Genomic DNA, 18,311 nt, shown 5'->3' with positions numbered 1-18,311 from the left:
ATGATTCGCTTTGAAGAGGTCAGTAAAGCTTACCTGGGTGGACGTCAGGCGCTGCAGGGAGTGGATTTCCATCTGCGTCCCGGTGAAATGGCGTTCCTGACCGGCCATTCCGGCGCGGGGAAAAGTACCTTACTGAAGCTGATTTGTGGCATTGAGCGCCCGAGCGCCGGGCAGATCTGGTTTAGCGGCCACGATATTTCGCGTCTGCGTCACAGCGAAGTGCCTTTCCTGCGACGTCAGATCGGCATGATTTTCCAGGATCACCATTTGTTGATGGATCGTTCGGTCTACGACAACGTGGCGATCCCGCTGATTATTTCCGGGGCCAGCGGCGAAGATATTCGTCGTCGCGTGTCGGCAGCGCTGGATAAAGTCGGCCTGCTCGACAAAGCGAAAAGCTATCCGATTCAGCTCTCTGGCGGTGAACAACAGCGCGTCGGCATTGCCCGCGCGGTGGTGAACAAGCCTGCGGTGTTGCTGGCGGATGAACCCACCGGTAACCTCGACAACGCGCTGTCGGAAGACATCCTGCGCCTGTTCGAAGAGTTCAACCGCGTTGGCGTCACGGTGTTAATGGCAACGCACGATGTCGGGCTGATTGCACGCCGGAATTACCGCGTGATGACGCTCAATCAGGGACGTCTGCACGGAGGCCACGATGGTCAATAAACGCAACAAGCGCGCGCCTGCGCCGAAAGCGAAGCAGCCTTCTAAAAGCAAGGCGCTGAAAGGCGGCTGGCAGGAACAGTGGCGCTATGCGCTGCGTGGCACGCTGTCGGATATGTGGCGTCAGCCGCTGGCGACGCTACTGACGGTAATGGTGATCGCTATTTCCCTGACGCTGCCGAGTGTGTGCTACATGGTGTGGAAGAACGTCAGCCAGGCGGCGACGCAGTGGTATCCCGCGCCGCAGTTAACGGTTTATCTGGATAAAGCGCTGGATGATACCGCAGCGGAGAACGTCACCGCGCAGCTTAAGCAGCTCGACGGCGTGGATAACGTCAATTACCTGACCCGCGAAGAAGCGCTGAATGAGTTCCGCAACTGGTCTGGTTTTGGTGGTTCGATGGACATGCTGGAGCAGAATCCGCTGCCGGCGGTGGCTATCATCACGCCAAAACTCAATTTCCAGAATTCGGACACCATGGCGAATCTGCGCGATCGCGTTGCGAAAGTGCAGGGCGTTGATGAAGTGCGCATGGATGACAGCTGGTTCGCGCGTTTAGCGGCGTTAACCGGGCTGGTGGGGCAGATTGCCTCAATGATTGGCCTGCTGATGGTGGTCGCGGTGTTCCTGGTGATCGGCAACAGCGTGCGGCTCAGCATCTTTGCGCGGCGCGATACCATTAACGTGCAGAAGCTGATTGGTGCTACCGACGGCTTTATCCTGCGTCCCTTCCTGTATGGCGGTGCGCTGTTAGGCTTTGGTGGCGCGGTGCTGTCGCTGCTGCTCTCCGAGGTGCTGGTGTTGCGCCTGCAATCGGTAGTGGCGCAAGTGGCAACGGTATTCGGTACCACCTTTGTGCTGGAAGGTTTTTCCTGGGACGAAGGGCTGCTGTTACTGCTGATCGCCGCCATTATCGGCTGGATTGCTGCCTGGCTGGCAACGGTACAACATTTACGCCGTTTTACGCCGCAGTAACCAAAAGCAACGTTTTTTGATATACTCTTCCTCTGCTGCCGACGACCTGGGAGCAGAGGAATTCTCCTATTTCCCCCGCCGTCATCTGTGTGTAAAATATTCACTGCTATAATTGAACTTGTGGATAACTTTGTCGTCCAAGTAGCACAGATTGCTTCTGGTTTTCTCGTGACGTTGACATAATGTAGCGTCTGCGCAAAATACCGTGCAGCAAGTCCATTGAATTTGTGAGGGTTTGAATGACCAAAGAAATGCAAACTTTAGCGATTGCTCCTCTGGGTAACCTGGAATCTTACGTCCGGGCTGCCAACAACTGGCCGGTGCTGACGGCAGAAGAGGAAAAAGCATTGGCTGAGCGGCTGCATTACCAGGGCGATCTGGATGCAGCTAAGACGCTGATCCTGTCTCACCTGCGCTTTGTTGTTCATATTGCTCGTAACTACTCCGGTTACGGCTTGCCGCAGGCAGACCTGATTCAGGAAGGTAACATCGGCTTGATGAAGGCGGTGCGTCGCTTCAATCCTGAAGTCGGCGTGCGTCTGGTGTCGTTTGCCGTGCACTGGATTAAAGCAGAGATTCACGAATACGTGCTGCGTAACTGGCGTATTGTGAAAGTCGCGACCACCAAAGCTCAGCGTAAGCTGTTCTTTAACCTGCGTAAAAGCAAACAGCGTCTCGGTTGGTTCAACCAGGACGAAGTGGAAATGGTCGCACGCGAGCTGGGCGTGAGCAGCAAAGACGTGCTGGAAATGGAATCGCGCATGGCCGCGCAGGATATGACTTTCGACATGTCGTCTGATGACGAAGCAGGAGAAGGCAAATCAATGGCGCCAGTGCTGTATCTGCAGGATAAAACCTCTGACTTTGCCGATGGCATCGAAGAGGACAACTGGGATGCACATGCGGCTGATAAGCTGAGCGATGCGATGCTGAGCCTCGACGAGCGTAGTCAGGACATTATCCGTGCCCGCTGGCTGGACGATGACAACAAAACCACGCTGCAGGAGTTGGCCGACAAATACGGCGTTTCTGCAGAGCGCGTGCGTCAGTTGGAAAAGAACGCCATGAAGAAACTGCGTGTGGCGATTGAAGCCTGATAGCGATCGGGTGGAAAAATGGGGCGACTTTTAAGTCGCCCTTTTTATTGCGCGCGAATCGGTCGCCATGAATGGCGACCCTACGAACGGCGCGGGTTTCGTAGGGTGCGCATTTATGCGCACCGTTTCACCAACCGCACGAAATCCCTTCAGCGCACCCAACCATCAGCCTGCGCACGAAAACCACAAGCCTGCATAAACGCCGCGCGCACGCCCTGATCGGCGTCGCCATCATCGGCAATCCACCAATGCGCTAACGCGCTGTTCTGCGCCATCGTCTCTTCCAGCAAGTATTGACCCACGCCACGTCGACGCGTGACTTCACGCACGTTGAGATGAGTGATCTTCCCCTGCGTGCCGCTGATGGTCAGCTGCAGCGCCGCCAGCAATCTGTCGTTAAAACGCGCCGCATACAGACGCTGCGTGTCGTTGAGCTGCGCTTCCAGTTGCACAATATCGATTTCCGGCCAGACTTTAGCTAAATCGATCCGATCCTGAGCGGTTAACGATGCTAAGCGCTGGATTGTCAGCTTCATACCTAATACCTGTACTAGTGCAAAGGCGATAGTGTAGCGAATTTAGACAGTCAGAGCGCTGTCACTTTTTTCTGATGAAAATAGGTCAAATGCCAGCCAGTTTGCCAGAATTGTGGAGTAAGCCATCAACGATAGCCGAAAAAGCCAGCATAACGCGCTGGTATCCTGCTGAAAAATCGGCCATAACAACCAGACGATTCTGCTGATCCACTCAGCCAATTCTGAATATGTCAGTTGATTTACAGAAGAAAGTTCCTGTTTAATAACCTGAAAAATAAAGCCTTATTACCTATAAATGCCAGAAAAGCGTGCTAACCCATTATTGCAGAATGAGTTTTCCTCTTTGACTGGCAGAAAATAAACAATCACAACAAACACGACACAACAGATGGGGAAGTTCGCATGAAAATGAGTAAAGGACGCGCATTACTGGCGGGCTGCGTTGCCCTGGCGATGAGCCATGCGGCGCTGGCGAAAGACATCAAAATTGCCATCGTAGGCGCATCAACCGGTCCGGTCGCGCAGTACGGTGACATGCAGTTTACCGGTGCCGCGCAAGCGATTAAGGACATCAACGCCAAAGGCGGCGTTAACGGTGACAAACTGGTTGGCGTGGAATATGACGATGCCTGTGACCCGAAACAAGCGGTTGCGGTTGCCAACAAAGTGGTTAACGACGGCATTAAATACGTTATCGGCCACCTGTGCTCCTCCTCTACTCAGCCTGCTTCAGACATCTATAACGACGAAGGCGTGCTGATGATCACCCCAGCCGCGACCGCGCCAGAACTGACTGCGCGTGGCTATGCTGACGTGCTGCGTACTACCGGTCTGGATTCCGATCAGGGCCCAACGGCGGCGACCTACATCCTCGACCACATCAAACCAAAACGTATCGCTGTGGTGCATGACAAGCAGCAATATGGTCAGGGTCTGGCGGAATCCGTGCAGAAAACCCTGAAAGCCAAAGGCGGCAATGTAGTGCTGTTTGAAGGTATCACTGCCGGTGATAAAGACTTCTCCACGCTGATTGCGCGCCTGAAGAAAGAGAACGTCGATTTCGTTTACTACGGCGGTTACTACCCGGAGCTGGGTCAGATTCTGCGTCAGGCAAAATCCGCTGGCCTGAATGCCGGCTTCATGGGCCCGGAAGGCGTGGGCAACGCTTCTCTGTCTAACATCGCAGGTGATGCTTCTGAAGGCCTGTTTGTAACGCTGCCGAAGCGCTACGACCAGCTGCCAGAGAACAAAGCGATTGTTGATGCGATCAAAGCCAACACCGCGTCGAATCGCAAAGATCCTACCGGTCCGTTCGTCTGGACAACCTACGCGGCGATTCAGTCGCTGGTGGCTGGTATCGAGCGCAGCAAGAGCGATGAGCCCGATGCGATTGCTAAGAACCTGAAAGCAGGTGCTGCCGTTCCAACCGTGATGGGCAACCTGAACTGGGATGAGAAAGGCGATCTGAAAGGCTTCGAATTTGGTGTCTTCAAATGGCACAAAGACGGCTCTTCTACCGCAGTTAAGTAATCCCCCAAAATTCCCTTTCCCGCGCGCGGGAGAGGGAATTATTCAGCTCCAGAGCAGGTCCTCACTATGTCCGAGCAGTTTCTCTATTTCATTCAGCAGATGTTCAACGGGGTTACCCTCGGGAGCACCTACGCGCTGATCGCCATCGGTTACACCATGGTTTACGGCATTATCGGCATGATCAACTTCGCCCACGGCGAGGTGTACATGATCGGTAGCTATGTCTCCTTTATCGTGATTGCCGCCCTGATGATGATGGGCATCGATACCTCGTGGCTGATGATCGCCGCCGGTTTCGTGATGGCGGTGATCATCTCCAGCGCCTATGGCTGGAGCATCGAACGCGTGGCGTATAAGCCGGTGCGTTCGTCCAAGCGCCTGATCGCGCTGATCTCCGCGATCGGTATGTCGATCTTCCTGCAGAACTACGTCAGCCTGACGCAAGGCTCGCGCGATCTCGCGCTGCCAAGCCTGATCACCGGTCAGTGGACGCTGGGCGAGAGCAACGGCTTTGCTGCCACGCTCTCCACCATGCAATTGGTGATTTGGGTGGTGACCTTCTTGTCGATGCTGGCGCTGACGCTGTTTATCCGTTATTCGCGCATGGGCCGCGCCTGCCGCGCCTGCGCAGAAGACCTGAAAATGGCCAGCCTGCTGGGCATCAACACCGACCGCGTTATCTCTCTCACCTTCATTATTGGTGCGGCGATGGCGGCGGTAGCGGGCGTATTGCTCGGTCAATTCTACGGCTCCATCAACCCGTTCATCGGCTTTATGGCCGGGATGAAAGCCTTCACTGCTGCAGTCTTGGGCGGCATCGGCAGTATTCCAGGCGCGATGATTGGCGGCCTGGTGCTGGGCATTGCGGAAGCGCTGACCTCGGCGTATCTCTCGACAGAATATAAAGATGTGGTCTCCTTCGCGCTGCTGATTGTGGTGCTGCTGGTGATGCCAACCGGGATTCTTGGCCGTCCGGAGGTGGAGAAAGTATGAAACGCCTCGGTTTGGTCAACGCCGTGATCTCAACGGTGATGTTGCTGATTCTCGCGACCTTCTTTATGGGCGTGCGCCTCGATCTGGACGGCACCAAACTGGTGGTCGCCAACGCGGGCGCGGTGCGCTGGAACTGGATTTTCATTGGTTGTGCGGTGGTATTTGTCTTCCAGCTGCTGCGTCCGCTGGTGCAGGGTAAATTCAAACGCAGCGGCAAAGGTTTTGTCCTGCCGGGTTTTGATGGATCGACGCCAAAGCAGAAGCTGTTGATGGCGCTGGTGATAGCCGCCGCCGTCATCTGGCCGTTTCTGGTCTCGCGCGGTAGCGTTGATATCGCCACGCTGACGCTGATCTACGTGATGCTCGGGCTCGGGTTGAACGTGGTGGTGGGTTTATCTGGTTTGCTGGTGCTGGGCTACGGCGGTTTCTACGCCATCGGCGCGTACACCTTCGCGCTGCTGAATCACTATTACGGTTTTGGTTTCTGGGAAAGCCTGCCGCTGGCCGGTTTAGTCGCCGGTGCTTTTGGCCTGATGCTCGGCTTCCCGGTGCTGCGCTTGCGCGGAGACTATCTGGCGATCGTGACGCTAGGATTTGGTGAAATCGTGCGTATCCTGCTGCTAAATAACACCGCGATCACCGGTGGTCCGAACGGCATCGCGCAAATTCCCAAGCCAAGCCTGTTTGGTCTGGAGTTTGGTCGTCGCGTCAGTGAAGGCGGCTGGAGCACTTTCCATGACTTCTTCGGCCTGAAATACGATCCCAGCGACCGCGTGATTTTCCTTTATCTGGTGGCGCTGCTGCTGGTGGTGCTGACGCTATTTGTTATTAACCGCTTGCTGCGTATGCCGCTGGGCCGCGCGTGGGAAGCGTTGCGTGAAGATGAGATCGCCTGCCGTTCGCTCGGTCTGAGCCCGACGCGCATCAAACTTACTGCTTTCACCATCAGCGCCGTGTTCGCCGGCTTCGCTGGCACGCTGTTCGCGGCGCGTCAGGGCTTCGTCAGCCCGGAATCCTTCACCTTCGTCGAGTCGGCCTTTGTGCTGGCGATTGTGGTGTTAGGCGGCATGGGTTCGCAACTGGCGGTGATCCTCGCGGCGATTCTGCTGGTGGTATCGCGCGAGCTGATGCGTGATTTGAACGAGTACAGCATGCTGGTGCTCGGTGGTTTGATGGTGCTGATGATGATCTGGCGTCCACAAGGTTTGCTGCCGATGAAGCGTCCGCATCTGAAGTTGAAAAGCAGCAAACAAGGAGAGCAGGCATGAGTCAGCCTTTATTAGCCGTTGAAGGCCTGATGATGCGCTTCGGCGGCCTGTTAGCCGTCAACAATGTGGCGCTTGAGCTGCATCCACAGGAAATTGTTTCGCTGATCGGCCCGAACGGTGCCGGTAAAACCACGGTGTTCAACTGCCTGACCGGTTTCTACAAACCGACCGGCGGCACCATCAAACTGCGCGATCAGCAGCTGCAAGGTTTGCCAGGCCAGAAGATTGCGCGCATGGGCATCGTGCGGACTTTCCAGCACGTGCGTCTGTTCCGTGAAATGACGGTGATTGAAAACCTGCTGGTGGCTCAGCATCAGCACCTGAAAAGCGGCGTGTTCTCCGGCCTATTCAAAACCCCGGCTTTCCGTCGCGGTGAGAGCGAAGCTTTGGATCGCGCAGCAACCTGGCTGGACCGCATCGGCCTGCTGGATCTGGCGAACCGTCAGGCGGGCAACCTCGCGTATGGTCAGCAGCGTCGTCTGGAGATTGCGCGCTGCATGGTGACGCGCCCGGAAATCCTGATGCTGGATGAACCGGCGGCCGGTCTTAACCCGCGAGAAACGCACGAACTCGATGAGCTGATCGCTGAACTGCGCGGTGAGCACAAGGTTTCCGTGCTGCTGATTGAACACGATATGAAGCTGGTGATGGGCATTTCTGACCGCATTTACGTGGTGAATCAGGGAACGCCGCTGGCTAACGGCACGCCGGAACAGGTGCGTAACAATCCGGATGTGATCCGTGCTTATTTAGGTGAGGCGTAACATGGCAAACCCGATTTTAACTTTGCAGAATGTCAGCGCTCATTACGGTCCGATTCAGGCGCTGCACAACATTAATCTGCACATCAATCAGGGTGAAATCGTCACGCTGATTGGTGCCAACGGCGCGGGTAAAACCACGCTGCTCGGCACCTTGTGCGGGGAACCGCGCGCCACCAGCGGTAACATCACCTTTGATGGTAAAGAGATCACTGACTGGCAAACCGCGAAAATCATGCGTGAAGCGATTGCGATTGTGCCGGAAGGCCGTCGCGTGTTTTCGCGCATGACGGTGGAAGAGAACCTGGCGATGGGCGGCTTCTTTGCCACGCGTCAGCAGTATCTGGAGCGTATCGATCGCGTGTATCAGCTGTTTTCTCGCCTGGCAGAACGTAAAGCGCAGCGCGCGGGCACCATGTCCGGCGGTGAGCAGCAGATGCTGGCGATTGGTCGCGCGTTGATGAGCCAGCCGCGCTTGCTGCTGCTGGATGAGCCGTCGCTGGGTTTAGCGCCGATTATCATTCAGCAGATCTTCGACACCATTGAGCAGTTGCGTAAAGAGGGCATGACCATCTTCCTCGTCGAGCAGAACGCCAACCAGGCGCTGAAGCTGGCGGATCGGGGTTATGTGCTCGAAAACGGTCATGTAGTGTTGGAGGATAGCGGCGAAGCATTGCTATCCAACGAAGCGGTGCGGAGTGCTTACCTCGGCGCATAACCGGCGGTCGGCATGAATGCCGACCCTACAAAATCGCGTAGGGTCGCCATTTATGGCGACCTTTACCTTAGCAGCTCAATTGCCCCGTCCTAAACCCCAATCGAACAAAACCTATCTGTCACATCCCCGTCATAAACCTGTTATTAATCCGTCATTTCCCCGTGTCATGTTACGTCGCGAACTAAAAAATGCGCGAATTCGCGCGTACTTAACAGCACAGGAAAAACCTTATGTCCGCTTTTACGCTTCGTCCCCGCCTGATGAGTGTAGTGCTCGGTCTGGCGCTCAGCGGTAATGCGCTGGCTGCAACTGAGATCCCTTTCTGGCACTCAATGGAAGGCGAGTTAGGCAAAGAAGTTGATTCTCTGGCACAACGTTTTAACCAGGCTCATCCCGATTACAAAATCGTTCCGACTTACAAAGGCAACTACGAGCAGAGCTTAGCGGCGGGTATCGCGGCGGTGCGCTCCGGTAAAGCGCCTGCGCTGCTGCAGGTGTATGAAGTCGGTACGGCGACCATGATGGCGTCAAAAGCTATCGTCCCGGTCAACCAGGTGTTTAAAGACGCTGGCGTGCAGATGGATCCGAAGCAGTTCGTGCCAGCCGTTGCCGGTTACTACAGCGACAGCAAAGGCCAGCTGATCTCTCAGCCGTTCAACAGCTCCACGCCGGTGTTGTACTACAACAAAGACGCGTTCAAAAAAGCCGGTCTGAATCCGGATCAGCCACCGAAAACCTGGCAGGAGCTGGCGAAAGACGCCGAAGCGCTGCGCAAAGCGGGCCTGACCTGCGGTTACGCCAGCGGCTGGCAGGGCTGGATTCAGATTGAAAACTTCAGCGCCTGGCATGCGCTGCCGGTCGCCACCAAAAACAACGGCTTTGACGGCACCGATGCGGTGCTGGAATTCAACAAGCCGGTACAGGTGCGCCACATCGAAATGCTGGAAGCGATGAACAAGAAGGGTGATTTCACCTACTTCGGTCGCAAAGATGAATCTACCGCCAAGTTCTATAACGGCGATTGCGGCATCACCACCGCGTCTTCCGGTTCGCTGGCCGACATCAAACACTACGCCAAATTCAACTTCGGCGTTGGCATGATGCCGTACGATGAAACCGTACCGAACGCACCGCAGAACGCCATCATTGGCGGCGCGAGCCTGTGGGTGATGAAAGGCAAAGATGCCAACACCTACAAAGGCGCGGCGGAGTTCATGAAGTTTCTCGCCCAGCCGGAAATCGCTGCTGAATGGCACCAGAAAACCGGTTATCTGCCGATCACCACCGCCGCGTACGAGCTGACCAAGCAACAGGGCTTCTATGACAAGAACCCAGGCGCGGACATCGCTACGCGTCAGATGCTGAACAAAGATCCGCTGCCGTTCACCAAAGGCATGCGTCTGGGCAACATGCCGCAGATTCGTACCATCGTGGACGAAGAGCTGGAAGGCGTGTGGACCGGCAAACAGGCGCCGCAAGCTGCGCTGGATAACGCTGTGAAACGCGGTAACGAACTGCTGCGCCGTTTTGAGCAGCAAGTGAAGTAACGCTGTTATCTCGGGGCCGACGCCTGGCGTTCGCCTCGATTTTTTTCTTTGATTGAGCCTGCTATGTCCTCATCGCGCCCGGTATTTCGCTCCCGTTTTCTGCCCTATTTGCTGCTGCTGCCGCAACTGGTGATTACGGCCATCTTCTTCTTGTGGCCAGCCGGTGAAGCCTTGTGGTATTCGCTGCAAAGCATTGATCCTTTTGGCATCTCCAGCACCTTCGTTGGGCTGGCAAACTTTAAACGCCTGTTCAGCGACGAATACTATCTGGCCTCCTTCTGGACAACCATCGAGTTCAGTGCGCTGGTGACGATTTGCGGCATGACCTTTTCCCTGCTGCTGGCGGCGCTGGTCGATTACGTAATTCGCCTGCGCAAGCTTTATCAAACCTTGCTGCTGCTGCCCTACGCGGTGGCGCCGGTGGTGGCGGCGGTGCTGTGGATGTTCCTGTTCAATCCGGGCCTCGGTTTGTTCAGCCATTTGCTGAACCAAATGGGCTACAACTGGAACTACGCGCAAAACAGCGGTCAGGCGATGTTCCTGATTGTATTAGCGTCGATCTGGCAGCAAATGAGCTACAACTTCCTGTTTTTCTTCGCCGCGCTGCAGTCGATTCCCAAATCGCTGGTGGAAGCAGCGGCGATCGATGGCGCCGGTCCGGTGCGTCGCTTCTTCAATTTGTCCCTGCCGCTGATCACGCCGGTGAGTTTTTTCCTGCTGGTGGTCAATCTGGTGTACGCCTTCTTCGATACCTTCCCGGTGATCGATGCCGCCACCGGCGGTGGTCCGGTGCAGGCCACCACCACGCTGATCTACAAAATTTATCGCGAAGGCTTCACCGGGCTGGATCTCTCTTCCTCCGCCGCGCAATCGGTGGTGCTGATGCTGCTGGTGATTGGCCTGACTATCCTGCAATTCCGCTTTGTCGAGCGTAAGGTGCAATACCAATGATTGAGAATCGACGCGGGCTGGACATCTTCAGCCATACCTTGCTGGTGCTGGGCGTGCTGACCATTCTATTCCCGCTCTACATCGCTTTCGTCGCGGCAACGCTGGATAACGAGGCGGTGTATCAGGTGCCAATGACGCTGCTGCCGGGCACGCATTTGTGGGAGAACATCTCGCGCATCTGGACGCACGGCGTGAATGGCAGCGGTCCAGCATTTGGCATGATGATGCTCAACAGCCTGCTGATGGCGCTCGGCATCACCATCGGCAAAATCAGCGTCTCGATGCTCTCCGCCTTCGCGCTGGTGTGGTTCCGCTTCCCGCTGCGCTCGCTGTTTTTCTGGCTGATTTTCATCACCCTGATGCTGCCGGTCGAAGTACGTATTTTCCCGACGGTGGAAGTGATTTCGACGCTGAATATGCTTGATAGCTACAGCGGCTTAACGCTGCCGCTGATGGCGTCGGCTACCGCTACTTTCCTGTTCCGTCAGTTCTTTATGTCGCTGCCGGACGAGCTGATTGAAGCGGCACGTATCGACGGCGCCAGCCCGATGCGCTTCTTCTGGGACATCGTGTTACCGCTGTCCAAAACCAATCTCGCCGCGCTCTTCGTGATCACCTTTATCTACGGCTGGAACCAATATCTGTGGCCGCTGCTGATCATCAACGATGCCAGCCTCAGCACCGCCGTCGCCGGAGTGAAAAGCATGATCAACAGCAGCGGCGGGCCGACGCAGTGGAATGAAGTGATGGCGGCAATGTTATTAACCCTGATTCCACCGGTGGTGGTGGTACTCGTGATGCAACGTGCGTTTGTGCGTGGCCTGGTAGAGAGTGATAAATAAATGGCAGGCGTAACCCTTCAGACCGTTACCAAATCGTATGACGGCAAAAATCAGATCATTCAGCCACTGAATATCACCATTAACGATGGCGAATTTATGGTGATGGTCGGCCCTTCCGGCTGCGGTAAATCGACGCTGCTCCGCATGGTGGCGGGCCTTGAGCGCGTATCGTCGGGCGATATCTATATCGACGACAAACGCGTCACCAACATGGAACCGAAAGATCGCGGCATCGCCATGGTATTCCAGAACTACGCGCTCTATCCGCATATGACGGTGGGCGAAAACATGGCGTATGGCCTGAAAATTCGCGGCATGGGCAAAGTGCAGATCGATCAACGCGTAATGGAAGCGGCACGAAGCCTCGAACTGGATCATCTGCTGCATCGCCGCCCGCGTGAGCTGTCGGGCGGACAGCGTCAGCGTGTGGCGATGGGGCGCGCTATCGTGCGTGAACCGGCTGTCTTCCTGTTTGATGAACCGCTGTCGAATCTGGATGCGCGTTTGCGCGTGCAGATGCGCCTTGAGCTGCAACAGCTGCATCGCCGCCTGAAAACCACCAGCATTTACGTGACGCACGATCAGGTGGAAGCGATGACGCTAGCGCAGCGCGTGATGGTAATGAACAAAGGCGTGGTCGAGCAGGTGGGCACGCCAGTGGAAGTTTACGAGCGTCCGGCCAGCCAGTTTGTTGCCTCGTTTATTGGCGCGCCCGCCATGAATTTGCTGCCAGGACAAATCAGCAGCGACGGCACGCGTTTCACGCTGGATGCGCTCAACAGCTTGCTGCTGGGCGAGAGCAAAGCCAAATGGGCCAATCGTCCGCTGACGCTCGGCATTCGTCCCGAACACATCAAGCTTAGCAGCCGCGACGCGGGCGGTATTCCGCTGGTGGTGGAGACGCTGGAGATGCTGGGCGCGGATAATCTGGCGCACGGCCGCATCGGTAATGCACGCATGGTAGTACGTTTGCCGCACAGCGAGCGCCCGCAGGCGGGCAGCACCTTGTGGCTGCATCTGCCGTCAGATGCGTTACACTTCTTCGATTCAACCTATGGAAAGCGTCTGGAATGAGTCAACATAACTGGCCTTATCCGCACATTGTCGCGCATCGCGGCGGCGGCAAACTGGCTCCGGAAAATACCCTCGCGGCGATTGATGTCGGCGCGCAGCACGGTCACACCATGATCGAATTTGATGCCAAGCTGTCGGAAGATAAGCAGATTTTCCTGCTGCATGACGACACGCTGGATCGCACCAGCAACGGTTGGGGCGTGGCAGGCGCGCTGTCGTGGCATAAGCTGTCACAGCTGGATGCCGGCGGCTGGTTTAGCCGCGATTACGAAGGCGAACCGCTGGCGCTGCTGAGTGAAGTGGCCGAACGTTGCCGCCAGCATCAGATGATGGCGAATATCGAGATCAAACCCACCACTGGGCAGGATGTGGAAACCGGCCGCAATGTGGCGCTGGCCGCACGCGAACTGTGGCAAGGACAAACCGCGCCGCTGCTTTCCTCGTTTTCTTACGCCGCGCTGGAAGCGGCAATGGAAGCGGCGCCGGAACTGCCGCGCGGTTTGCTGCTGGATGAATGGCACGACGATTGGCAGGCGCTGACTTCGCGTCTGGATTGCGTGTCGATCCATCTGAACCACAAATTACTCGACGCCGAACGCACCGCGCAGCTAAAAGCCGCCGGTCTGCATATTTTGGTGTATACCGTGAATCAGCCCGCGCGGGCGCGCGAGCTGTTGAGTTGGGGCGTCGATGCTATCTGCACCGACCGCATCGATATTATCGGGCCCGACTTCCGTTAGTTCTGCTGCTGATTCTGGCCCGGCTGCGACTGAATCACGCGCTGCTGGGCGCTATCCCGCTGTTCCTGCACCTTGCGCTGTACATCCTGACTTTGCTGCTGCTGACTCTGCAGTAACTTGAGCTTCTGCTGTTGCTGCTGACTCTGCATCTGCGACTGCATCCGCTGCTGGCTCGGGTTATAGCCGGGTTTGTTCGGGTCGTTGGTGCTGTTCAACGTATTTGCCATGCTGCTTAACGGCAGCAATGCTGCGATCACAATTAGCCATTTGTTCATGGTCTTCCTCCATTCATGCAGCCTGCTGTGTGCTAATGCTGCCAATGTGGCAACACGCGCTGCAGCCATAAGTTTATGCGATATCACAAACCTATGATCCAGGAGTGCGCCGAATTTAGCTTACTGCTACGCTTTTTACCGTGTTTGCAAACACTTGCATCAATAAATAACAAATGGATACCCAAAATAATTCAAGGCGCAGGAAGGCGGCAAACGAGAGAGTCCCGATGAGCTTACACAAGTAAGTGATTCGGGTGAACGAGAGCAGCCAACGCATCTGCACCTTGAAGTATGAAGGGTATAAATAACTTTAAAAGGATGGTGGCAGGATGAGGATACAGGGCAACGTGCGGCAGTTCGGCTGGGCATTATTGATGAGTTTTACCGTGGTGCAGGGCGCACAAGCTGCACCCGCCAACGCGCCGCCGGTTTCGTATGGTGTTGATAGCGATACCTTTCACCCGGTAAAAGCCAAACATGGCATGGTGGCATCGGTGGATGCGATGGCGACGGAAGTTGGCGTCGATATTCTTAAGCAGGGCGGTAACGCAGTGGATGCGGCTGTAGCGGTGGGTTTCGCGCTGGCGGTAACGCATCCGCAGGCCGGTAACCTCGGCGGCGGGGGCTTTATGCTGCTGCGCACCGCATCCGGACGTACCACCGCCATCGACTTCCGCGAAATGGCACCGGCGCGCGCATCACGCGATATGTTTCTCGATAAGCAGGGCAATGCTGATAGTAAGTTGTCACTCACTTCTCACTTAGCTTCAGGCACGCCGGGCACCGTGGCCGGTTTTGCGCTGGCGGCACAGAAATACGGTACCTTGCCGCTGAGCAAATTACTGGCGCCCGCCATTAAACTGGCGCGCGACGGCATCGTGGTGAACGATGCGCTGGCCGACGATCTCGCCACCTACGGCAAAGAGACGCTGATCAATCACGACAACAGCCGCGCGATTTTCTACAAAGCCGACGGTAAGCCGTACCAGAAGGGCGAACGTCTGGTGCAGAAAAACCTCGCACATAGCCTGCAGTTGATCGCCCAGCAAGGTCCGGATGCGTTCTATAAGGGCAAAATCGCCGATGAAATTGCCGGTGAAATGACGCAGCACGGCGGCCTGATCGGCAAGCCTGATCTGGCGGCTTATCGCGCGGTAGAACGCAAACCGGTGAGCGGCACTTATCGCGGCTACGAAGTGTTCTCCATGCCGCCGCCATCGTCCGGCGGGATTCACATCGTGCAGATCCTCAATATCCTGGAAAACTTCGACCTCGCGAAGTTTGGCTTTGGCAGCGCCGATGCGATGCAGGTGATGGCGGAAGCGGAAAAATACGCGTATGCCGACCGTTCGGAATACCTTGGCGATCCTGACTTCGTTAAAGTGCCGCAGCAGGCGCTGACCAGCAAAGCCTACGCCAAAACCCTGGCGCAGCAGATTGACGTCAACAAAGCGCGTCCATCCAGCGAGATCAAGCCGGGCAAACTGGCGCCGTATGAAAGCAATCAAACCACGCACTTCTCGGTGGTGGATAAAGATGGCAACGCGGTCGCGGTAACCTACACGCTGAATACCTACTTCGGCAGCGGCATTGTCGCCGGAAAAAGCGGCATCTTGATGAACAATGAAATGGATGATTTCTCGGCCAAACCGGGCACGCCCAACGTCTACGGCTTAGTTGGTGGCGAGGCGAATGCGGTGCAACCGGCCAAACGCCCGCTGTCATCGATGTCGCCAACCATCGTGGCTAAAGACGGTAAAACCTGGCTGGTAACCGGCAGCCCAGGCGGCAGCCGCATTATCACCACCGTGCTGCAAATGGTGGTGAACAGCATCGATTTTGGTATGAACGTTGCGGAAGCGACCAACGCACCGCGCTTCCATCATCAATGGTTGCCCGATCAGCTGCGCGTGGAAAAAGGCTTCAGCCCGGATACGCTGCGCCTGCTGGAAGCCAAAGGCCAGCATGTGAAAGTGATGCCGGCAATGGGCAGCACGCAGAGCATTATGATTGGGCCGGATGGCACGCGCTATGGCGCATCGGATCCGCGCTCGGTGGATGATTTGAGCGCTGGTTACTAATCACTTGTAGGGTCGCCATTCATGGCGACCTGATTTCCAGGTGCGCATGAATGCGCACCCTACGAGCAACCGGCGAATTCACATCAACCTTTCAAGCGTTGGAAGCTACAGGCCAGCATGTGAAATTGATGTGGGCGTTTAGTAGACGATTTGAGCGCGGCATGTTGATCACCACATTTGTAGGGTCGCCATTTATGGCGACCTGGTTTCCAGGTGCGCATTAATGCGCACCCTACAGAAGCGAGGTGCAAAATGGAATAAATCCCCTTTAACATCAAGGAATTCACATCGTTCGTCAACGCAAAATAATCCGCAAAAATACTTTACAGACGCGAATGATAATGATTATTATTGTCATGCGAGCTCGGAAACGTCTCCTGACAACCGGGTAAGCACGACATTGCTCACATTGCTTCCAAGTATTATTTAGCCAGCTCGGGTGCTGGCTTTTTTTTTGCCTTTTACAGGGTGTACCAGGTTGCTGCACCGGGCCCGACCGGCAGGTTGAAGACAAACACCCACAGAACAAACAGCAGCGTCCAGCCAATCATAAACACCACCGAATACGGCAACATCATCGCCACCAGCGTTCCAATGCCCATGTCGCGGCGATAGCGCGCCGCCACCGCCATAATCAGACCAAAGTAACTCATCATTGGCGTAATCACGTTGGTTACCGAATCACCAATGCGATAAGCCGCCTGAATCACTTCCGGCGCAAAGCCGACCAGCATTAACATCGGTACGAAAATCGGGGCGGTAACCGCCCATTGCGCCGAGGCGGAGCCAATCATCAGGTTGATAAAGCCGCAGATCATGATGAAGCAGACAAACAGCAGCGGCGCGCCCATATCCAGTGACGCCAGCAGCGTTGCACCTTTCACCGCCACCACGGTACCGAAGTTACTCCAGTTAAAGAACGCCACGAACTGCGCAGCAAAGAACACCAGCACGATGTACATGCCCATGCTGCTCATGCTGGCAGACATGGCGTTGATCACGTCGCGATCGTTGCGCATATTGCCAATCATACGGCCATAAACCATGCCGGGAATGGCGAAGAAGACAAAGATAAACACCACAATGCCTTTCAGGAATGGCGAGCCCGCCAGCGTGCCGGTTTTCGGGTTGAGCAACACGCCATAGCCTGGAATCACGGTCAGAATCAGCAGCAGCGTAACGCCGAGAACCGCCCAGCCTGCGCCTTTCAGCGCTCGACGTTCTTCTGCCGATAGCGCGCCCATATCGCCCCGCACCGCCTCGCCTTCGCTGTCCTGATACTTGCCTAGTTTGGGTTCGACAATGCTGTTAGTGATCCAGGTGCCAAGAATGGAAATCACGAAGGTACTGACAAACATGAAGTACCAGTTCATTTCCGGGCCAACATGGTAGTTAGGATCGATAATCTGTGCGGCGCTTTGGGTGATGCCAGAGAGCAGCGGATCAATGGTGCCAAGCAGCAAGTTGGCGCTGTAGCCACCGGAAACACCGGCAAACGCCGCCGCCAGGCCCGCTAATGGGTGACGGCCCAATGAGTGGAAAATCATCGCCGCCAACGGAATCAGCACCACATAGCCCAACTCAGAAGCGGTATTGGATACGATACCGGCGAAGACGATGGTGAAAGTGATGAGCTTTTTCGGAGCGTTAAACACCAGCGCGCGCATCGCTGCCGAGAGCAGCCCTGAATGCTCGGCAATCCCCACGCCGAGCAGCGCAACCAGCACGGTGCCGAGCGGCGCAAAGCCGGTGAAGTTGGTGACCAGATGGCTGACGATGCGTTGCAAACCATCGGCACTCATCAGGCTAACCACGTGAATCACACCATCCGGTGCACGGCCTGCCGCACCCACCGGGCGCGGATCGATAACGCTGACGCCGAATGCGGAGGCAATTGCGGAGGCGACGATGATGAACAATGCAAACAGCGCAAAGAGCGTAATCGGATGCGGTAATAAGTTTCCTAGCCACTCAACGGTGTTAAGAAAACGCTCAATCGGGCGTTTGGCTGGTGTAGAAGAATGGTCCGTCATAATGATCCTTGTTTTGTCATTTAGTCTAATGTGCAGGACTGCCGATGCTCTTTGTTCTCTTCCAGGTTAGCTACAAGACCATTCTCGGAAGTAACGAGAAGCCTGGTGCGCATGAATGCGCACCCTACAAAACCCCCGCCGTATAACCGTAAGGTCGCCATTAATGGCGACCGATTTCCCGCAAAACCTTAACCTGACAAAAAATGATAAACTCGGGTTATCT

General features: G+C 55.8%; 17 protein-coding genes. 14 read left to right on the top strand and 3 right to left on the bottom strand.

Going from position 1 to position 18,311, the window contains the following annotated elements; translation table 11 throughout:
* From ftsE to rpoH, 3 genes are all read left to right on the top strand, one after another.
* Complete coding sequence (gene ftsE, locus BM323_RS20255; RefSeq protein WP_008109888.1) at positions 1–669, top strand: cell division ATP-binding protein FtsE; 669 nt, start codon at positions 1–3, stop codon at positions 667–669.
* Positions 659–1,642 (top strand): permease-like cell division protein FtsX, encoded by a 984-nt coding sequence (gene ftsX / locus BM323_RS20250; protein WP_008109891.1) that lies wholly within the window; start codon positions 659–661, stop codon positions 1,640–1,642. The genes ftsE and ftsX overlap by 11 nt, the downstream gene beginning before the upstream one ends.
* Positions 1,643–1,881: 239 nt before the next feature.
* Positions 1,882–2,739: an RNA polymerase sigma factor RpoH gene (gene rpoH, locus BM323_RS20245; RefSeq protein ID WP_008109892.1), complete on the top strand. Its 858-nt coding sequence runs from the start codon at positions 1,882–1,884 to the stop codon at positions 2,737–2,739.
* Between the two features lie 149 nt (positions 2,740–2,888).
* On the opposite strand, the gene panM is transcribed toward rpoH, so the two are convergent.
* A complete protein-coding gene (gene panM, locus BM323_RS20240) occupies positions 2,889–3,275 on the bottom strand; it encodes an aspartate 1-decarboxylase autocleavage activator PanM (RefSeq protein WP_008109894.1) in 387 nt (128 codons plus the stop codon).
* A gap of 402 nt (positions 3,276–3,677) precedes the next feature.
* Here panM and BM323_RS20235 point away from each other — a divergent pair, with 402 nt between their 5' ends.
* The 10 genes from BM323_RS20235 to ugpQ all read left to right on the top strand — a co-directional run bounded on the left by BM323_RS20235 (position 3,678) and on the right by ugpQ (position 13,699).
* Entirely contained in the window at positions 3,678–4,805 is a 1,128-nt protein-coding gene (locus tag BM323_RS20235; RefSeq protein ID WP_008109896.1) for a branched-chain amino acid ABC transporter substrate-binding protein, read from the top strand.
* A 66-nt stretch (positions 4,806–4,871) separates the two neighbouring features.
* Entirely contained in the window at positions 4,872–5,798 is a 927-nt protein-coding gene (gene livH, locus BM323_RS20230; protein ID WP_008109897.1) for a high-affinity branched-chain amino acid ABC transporter permease LivH, read from the top strand.
* Entirely contained in the window at positions 5,795–7,066 is a 1,272-nt protein-coding gene (locus BM323_RS20225) for a high-affinity branched-chain amino acid ABC transporter permease LivM (RefSeq protein WP_008109899.1), read from the top strand. The genes livH and BM323_RS20225 overlap by 4 nt, the downstream gene beginning before the upstream one ends.
* Positions 7,063–7,830: a high-affinity branched-chain amino acid ABC transporter ATP-binding protein LivG gene (gene livG, locus BM323_RS20220; RefSeq protein ID WP_008109900.1), complete on the top strand. Its 768-nt coding sequence runs from the start codon at positions 7,063–7,065 to the stop codon at positions 7,828–7,830. Before BM323_RS20225 ends, livG begins: the two co-directional genes overlap by 4 nt.
* A gap of 1 nt (position 7,831) precedes the next feature.
* Complete coding sequence (livF, locus tag BM323_RS20215; protein ID WP_008109901.1) at positions 7,832–8,545, top strand: high-affinity branched-chain amino acid ABC transporter ATP-binding protein LivF; 714 nt, start codon at positions 7,832–7,834, stop codon at positions 8,543–8,545.
* Positions 8,546–8,775: 230 nt separating this feature from the next.
* A complete protein-coding gene (gene ugpB, locus BM323_RS20210; protein ID WP_008109903.1) occupies positions 8,776–10,092 on the top strand; it encodes a sn-glycerol-3-phosphate ABC transporter substrate-binding protein UgpB in 1,317 nt (438 codons plus the stop codon).
* Positions 10,093–10,155: 63 nt separating this feature from the next.
* Positions 10,156–11,043, top strand: coding sequence for a sn-glycerol-3-phosphate ABC transporter permease UgpA (ugpA, locus tag BM323_RS20205; RefSeq protein ID WP_008109906.1), 888 nt, complete (start codon positions 10,156–10,158; stop codon positions 11,041–11,043).
* Positions 11,040–11,885, top strand: a complete 846-nt coding sequence (gene ugpE, locus BM323_RS20200) for a sn-glycerol-3-phosphate ABC transporter permease UgpE (RefSeq protein WP_008109907.1) — start codon at positions 11,040–11,042, stop codon at positions 11,883–11,885. Before ugpA ends, ugpE begins: the two co-directional genes overlap by 4 nt.
* Positions 11,886–12,959, top strand: a complete 1,074-nt coding sequence (locus tag BM323_RS20195; RefSeq protein WP_008109908.1) for a sn-glycerol-3-phosphate import ATP-binding protein UgpC — start codon at positions 11,886–11,888, stop codon at positions 12,957–12,959.
* Entirely contained in the window at positions 12,956–13,699 is a 744-nt protein-coding gene (gene ugpQ, locus BM323_RS20190) for a glycerophosphodiester phosphodiesterase (protein ID WP_008109909.1), read from the top strand. Before BM323_RS20195 ends, ugpQ begins: the two co-directional genes overlap by 4 nt.
* Here the strand turns inward: ugpQ and BM323_RS20185 are convergent.
* Positions 13,696–13,974 carry a DUF2756 domain-containing protein gene (locus BM323_RS20185; protein ID WP_008109910.1) on the bottom strand — a complete coding sequence of 93 codons (279 nt, stop codon included), beginning with the start codon at positions 13,972–13,974 and terminating at the stop codon, positions 13,696–13,698. The genes ugpQ and BM323_RS20185 overlap by 4 nt on opposite strands.
* Positions 13,975–14,303: 329 nt before the next feature.
* Here BM323_RS20185 and ggt point away from each other — a divergent pair, with 329 nt between their 5' ends.
* On the top strand, positions 14,304–16,055 hold the full coding sequence (gene ggt / locus BM323_RS20180) for a gamma-glutamyltransferase (protein WP_008109912.1): 1,752 nt from the start codon (positions 14,304–14,306) through the stop codon (positions 16,053–16,055).
* Between the two features lie 461 nt (positions 16,056–16,516).
* Here ggt and BM323_RS20175 read toward each other — a convergent pair whose 3' ends face one another.
* On the bottom strand, positions 16,517–18,088 hold the full coding sequence (locus tag BM323_RS20175) for an AbgT family transporter (RefSeq protein WP_008109913.1): 1,572 nt from the start codon (positions 18,086–18,088) through the stop codon (positions 16,517–16,519).
* Positions 18,089–18,311 lie beyond the last annotated feature (223 nt).

Origin of the sequence: Pantoea sp. YR525 (genome assembly GCF_900116775.1) — a bacterium.
GTDB lineage: Bacteria > Pseudomonadota > Gammaproteobacteria > Enterobacterales > Enterobacteriaceae > Pantoea > Pantoea symbiotica.
Note: the sequence above shows the minus strand (reverse complement) of the source record. Positions and strands in the feature narration are given on the sequence as shown.

Bases quoted from the DNA above. Each gene is read 5' to 3' on its own strand.
- livH (WP_008109897.1), top strand. From the start codon at position 4,872: ATGTCCGAGCAGTTTCTCTATTTCATTCAGCAGATGTTCAACGGGGTT.
- livG (WP_008109900.1), top strand. From the start codon at position 7,063: ATGAGTCAGCCTTTATTAGCCGTTGAAGGCCTGATGATGCGCTTCGGC.
- panM (WP_008109894.1), bottom strand. From the start codon at position 3,275: ATGAAGCTGACAATCCAGCGCTTAGCATCGTTAACCGCTCAGGATCGG.
- ugpB (WP_008109903.1), top strand. From the start codon at position 8,776: ATGTCCGCTTTTACGCTTCGTCCCCGCCTGATGAGTGTAGTGCTCGGT.
- ugpA (WP_008109906.1), top strand. From the start codon at position 10,156: ATGTCCTCATCGCGCCCGGTATTTCGCTCCCGTTTTCTGCCCTATTTG.
- ggt (WP_008109912.1), top strand. From the start codon at position 14,304: ATGAGGATACAGGGCAACGTGCGGCAGTTCGGCTGGGCATTATTGATG.
- BM323_RS20175 (WP_008109913.1), bottom strand. From the start codon at position 18,088: ATGACGGACCATTCTTCTACACCAGCCAAACGCCCGATTGAGCGTTTT.
- rpoH (WP_008109892.1), top strand. From the start codon at position 1,882: ATGACCAAAGAAATGCAAACTTTAGCGATTGCTCCTCTGGGTAACCTG.
- ugpQ (WP_008109909.1), top strand. From the start codon at position 12,956: ATGAGTCAACATAACTGGCCTTATCCGCACATTGTCGCGCATCGCGGC.
- ftsX (WP_008109891.1), top strand. From the start codon at position 659: ATGGTCAATAAACGCAACAAGCGCGCGCCTGCGCCGAAAGCGAAGCAG.
- ftsE (WP_008109888.1), top strand. From the start codon at position 1: ATGATTCGCTTTGAAGAGGTCAGTAAAGCTTACCTGGGTGGACGTCAG.
- ugpE (WP_008109907.1), top strand. From the start codon at position 11,040: ATGATTGAGAATCGACGCGGGCTGGACATCTTCAGCCATACCTTGCTG.
- BM323_RS20185 (WP_008109910.1), bottom strand. From the start codon at position 13,974: ATGAACAAATGGCTAATTGTGATCGCAGCATTGCTGCCGTTAAGCAGC.
- BM323_RS20195 (WP_008109908.1), top strand. From the start codon at position 11,886: ATGGCAGGCGTAACCCTTCAGACCGTTACCAAATCGTATGACGGCAAA.
- livF (WP_008109901.1), top strand. From the start codon at position 7,832: ATGGCAAACCCGATTTTAACTTTGCAGAATGTCAGCGCTCATTACGGT.
- BM323_RS20225 (WP_008109899.1), top strand. From the start codon at position 5,795: ATGAAACGCCTCGGTTTGGTCAACGCCGTGATCTCAACGGTGATGTTG.
- BM323_RS20235 (WP_008109896.1), top strand. From the start codon at position 3,678: ATGAAAATGAGTAAAGGACGCGCATTACTGGCGGGCTGCGTTGCCCTG.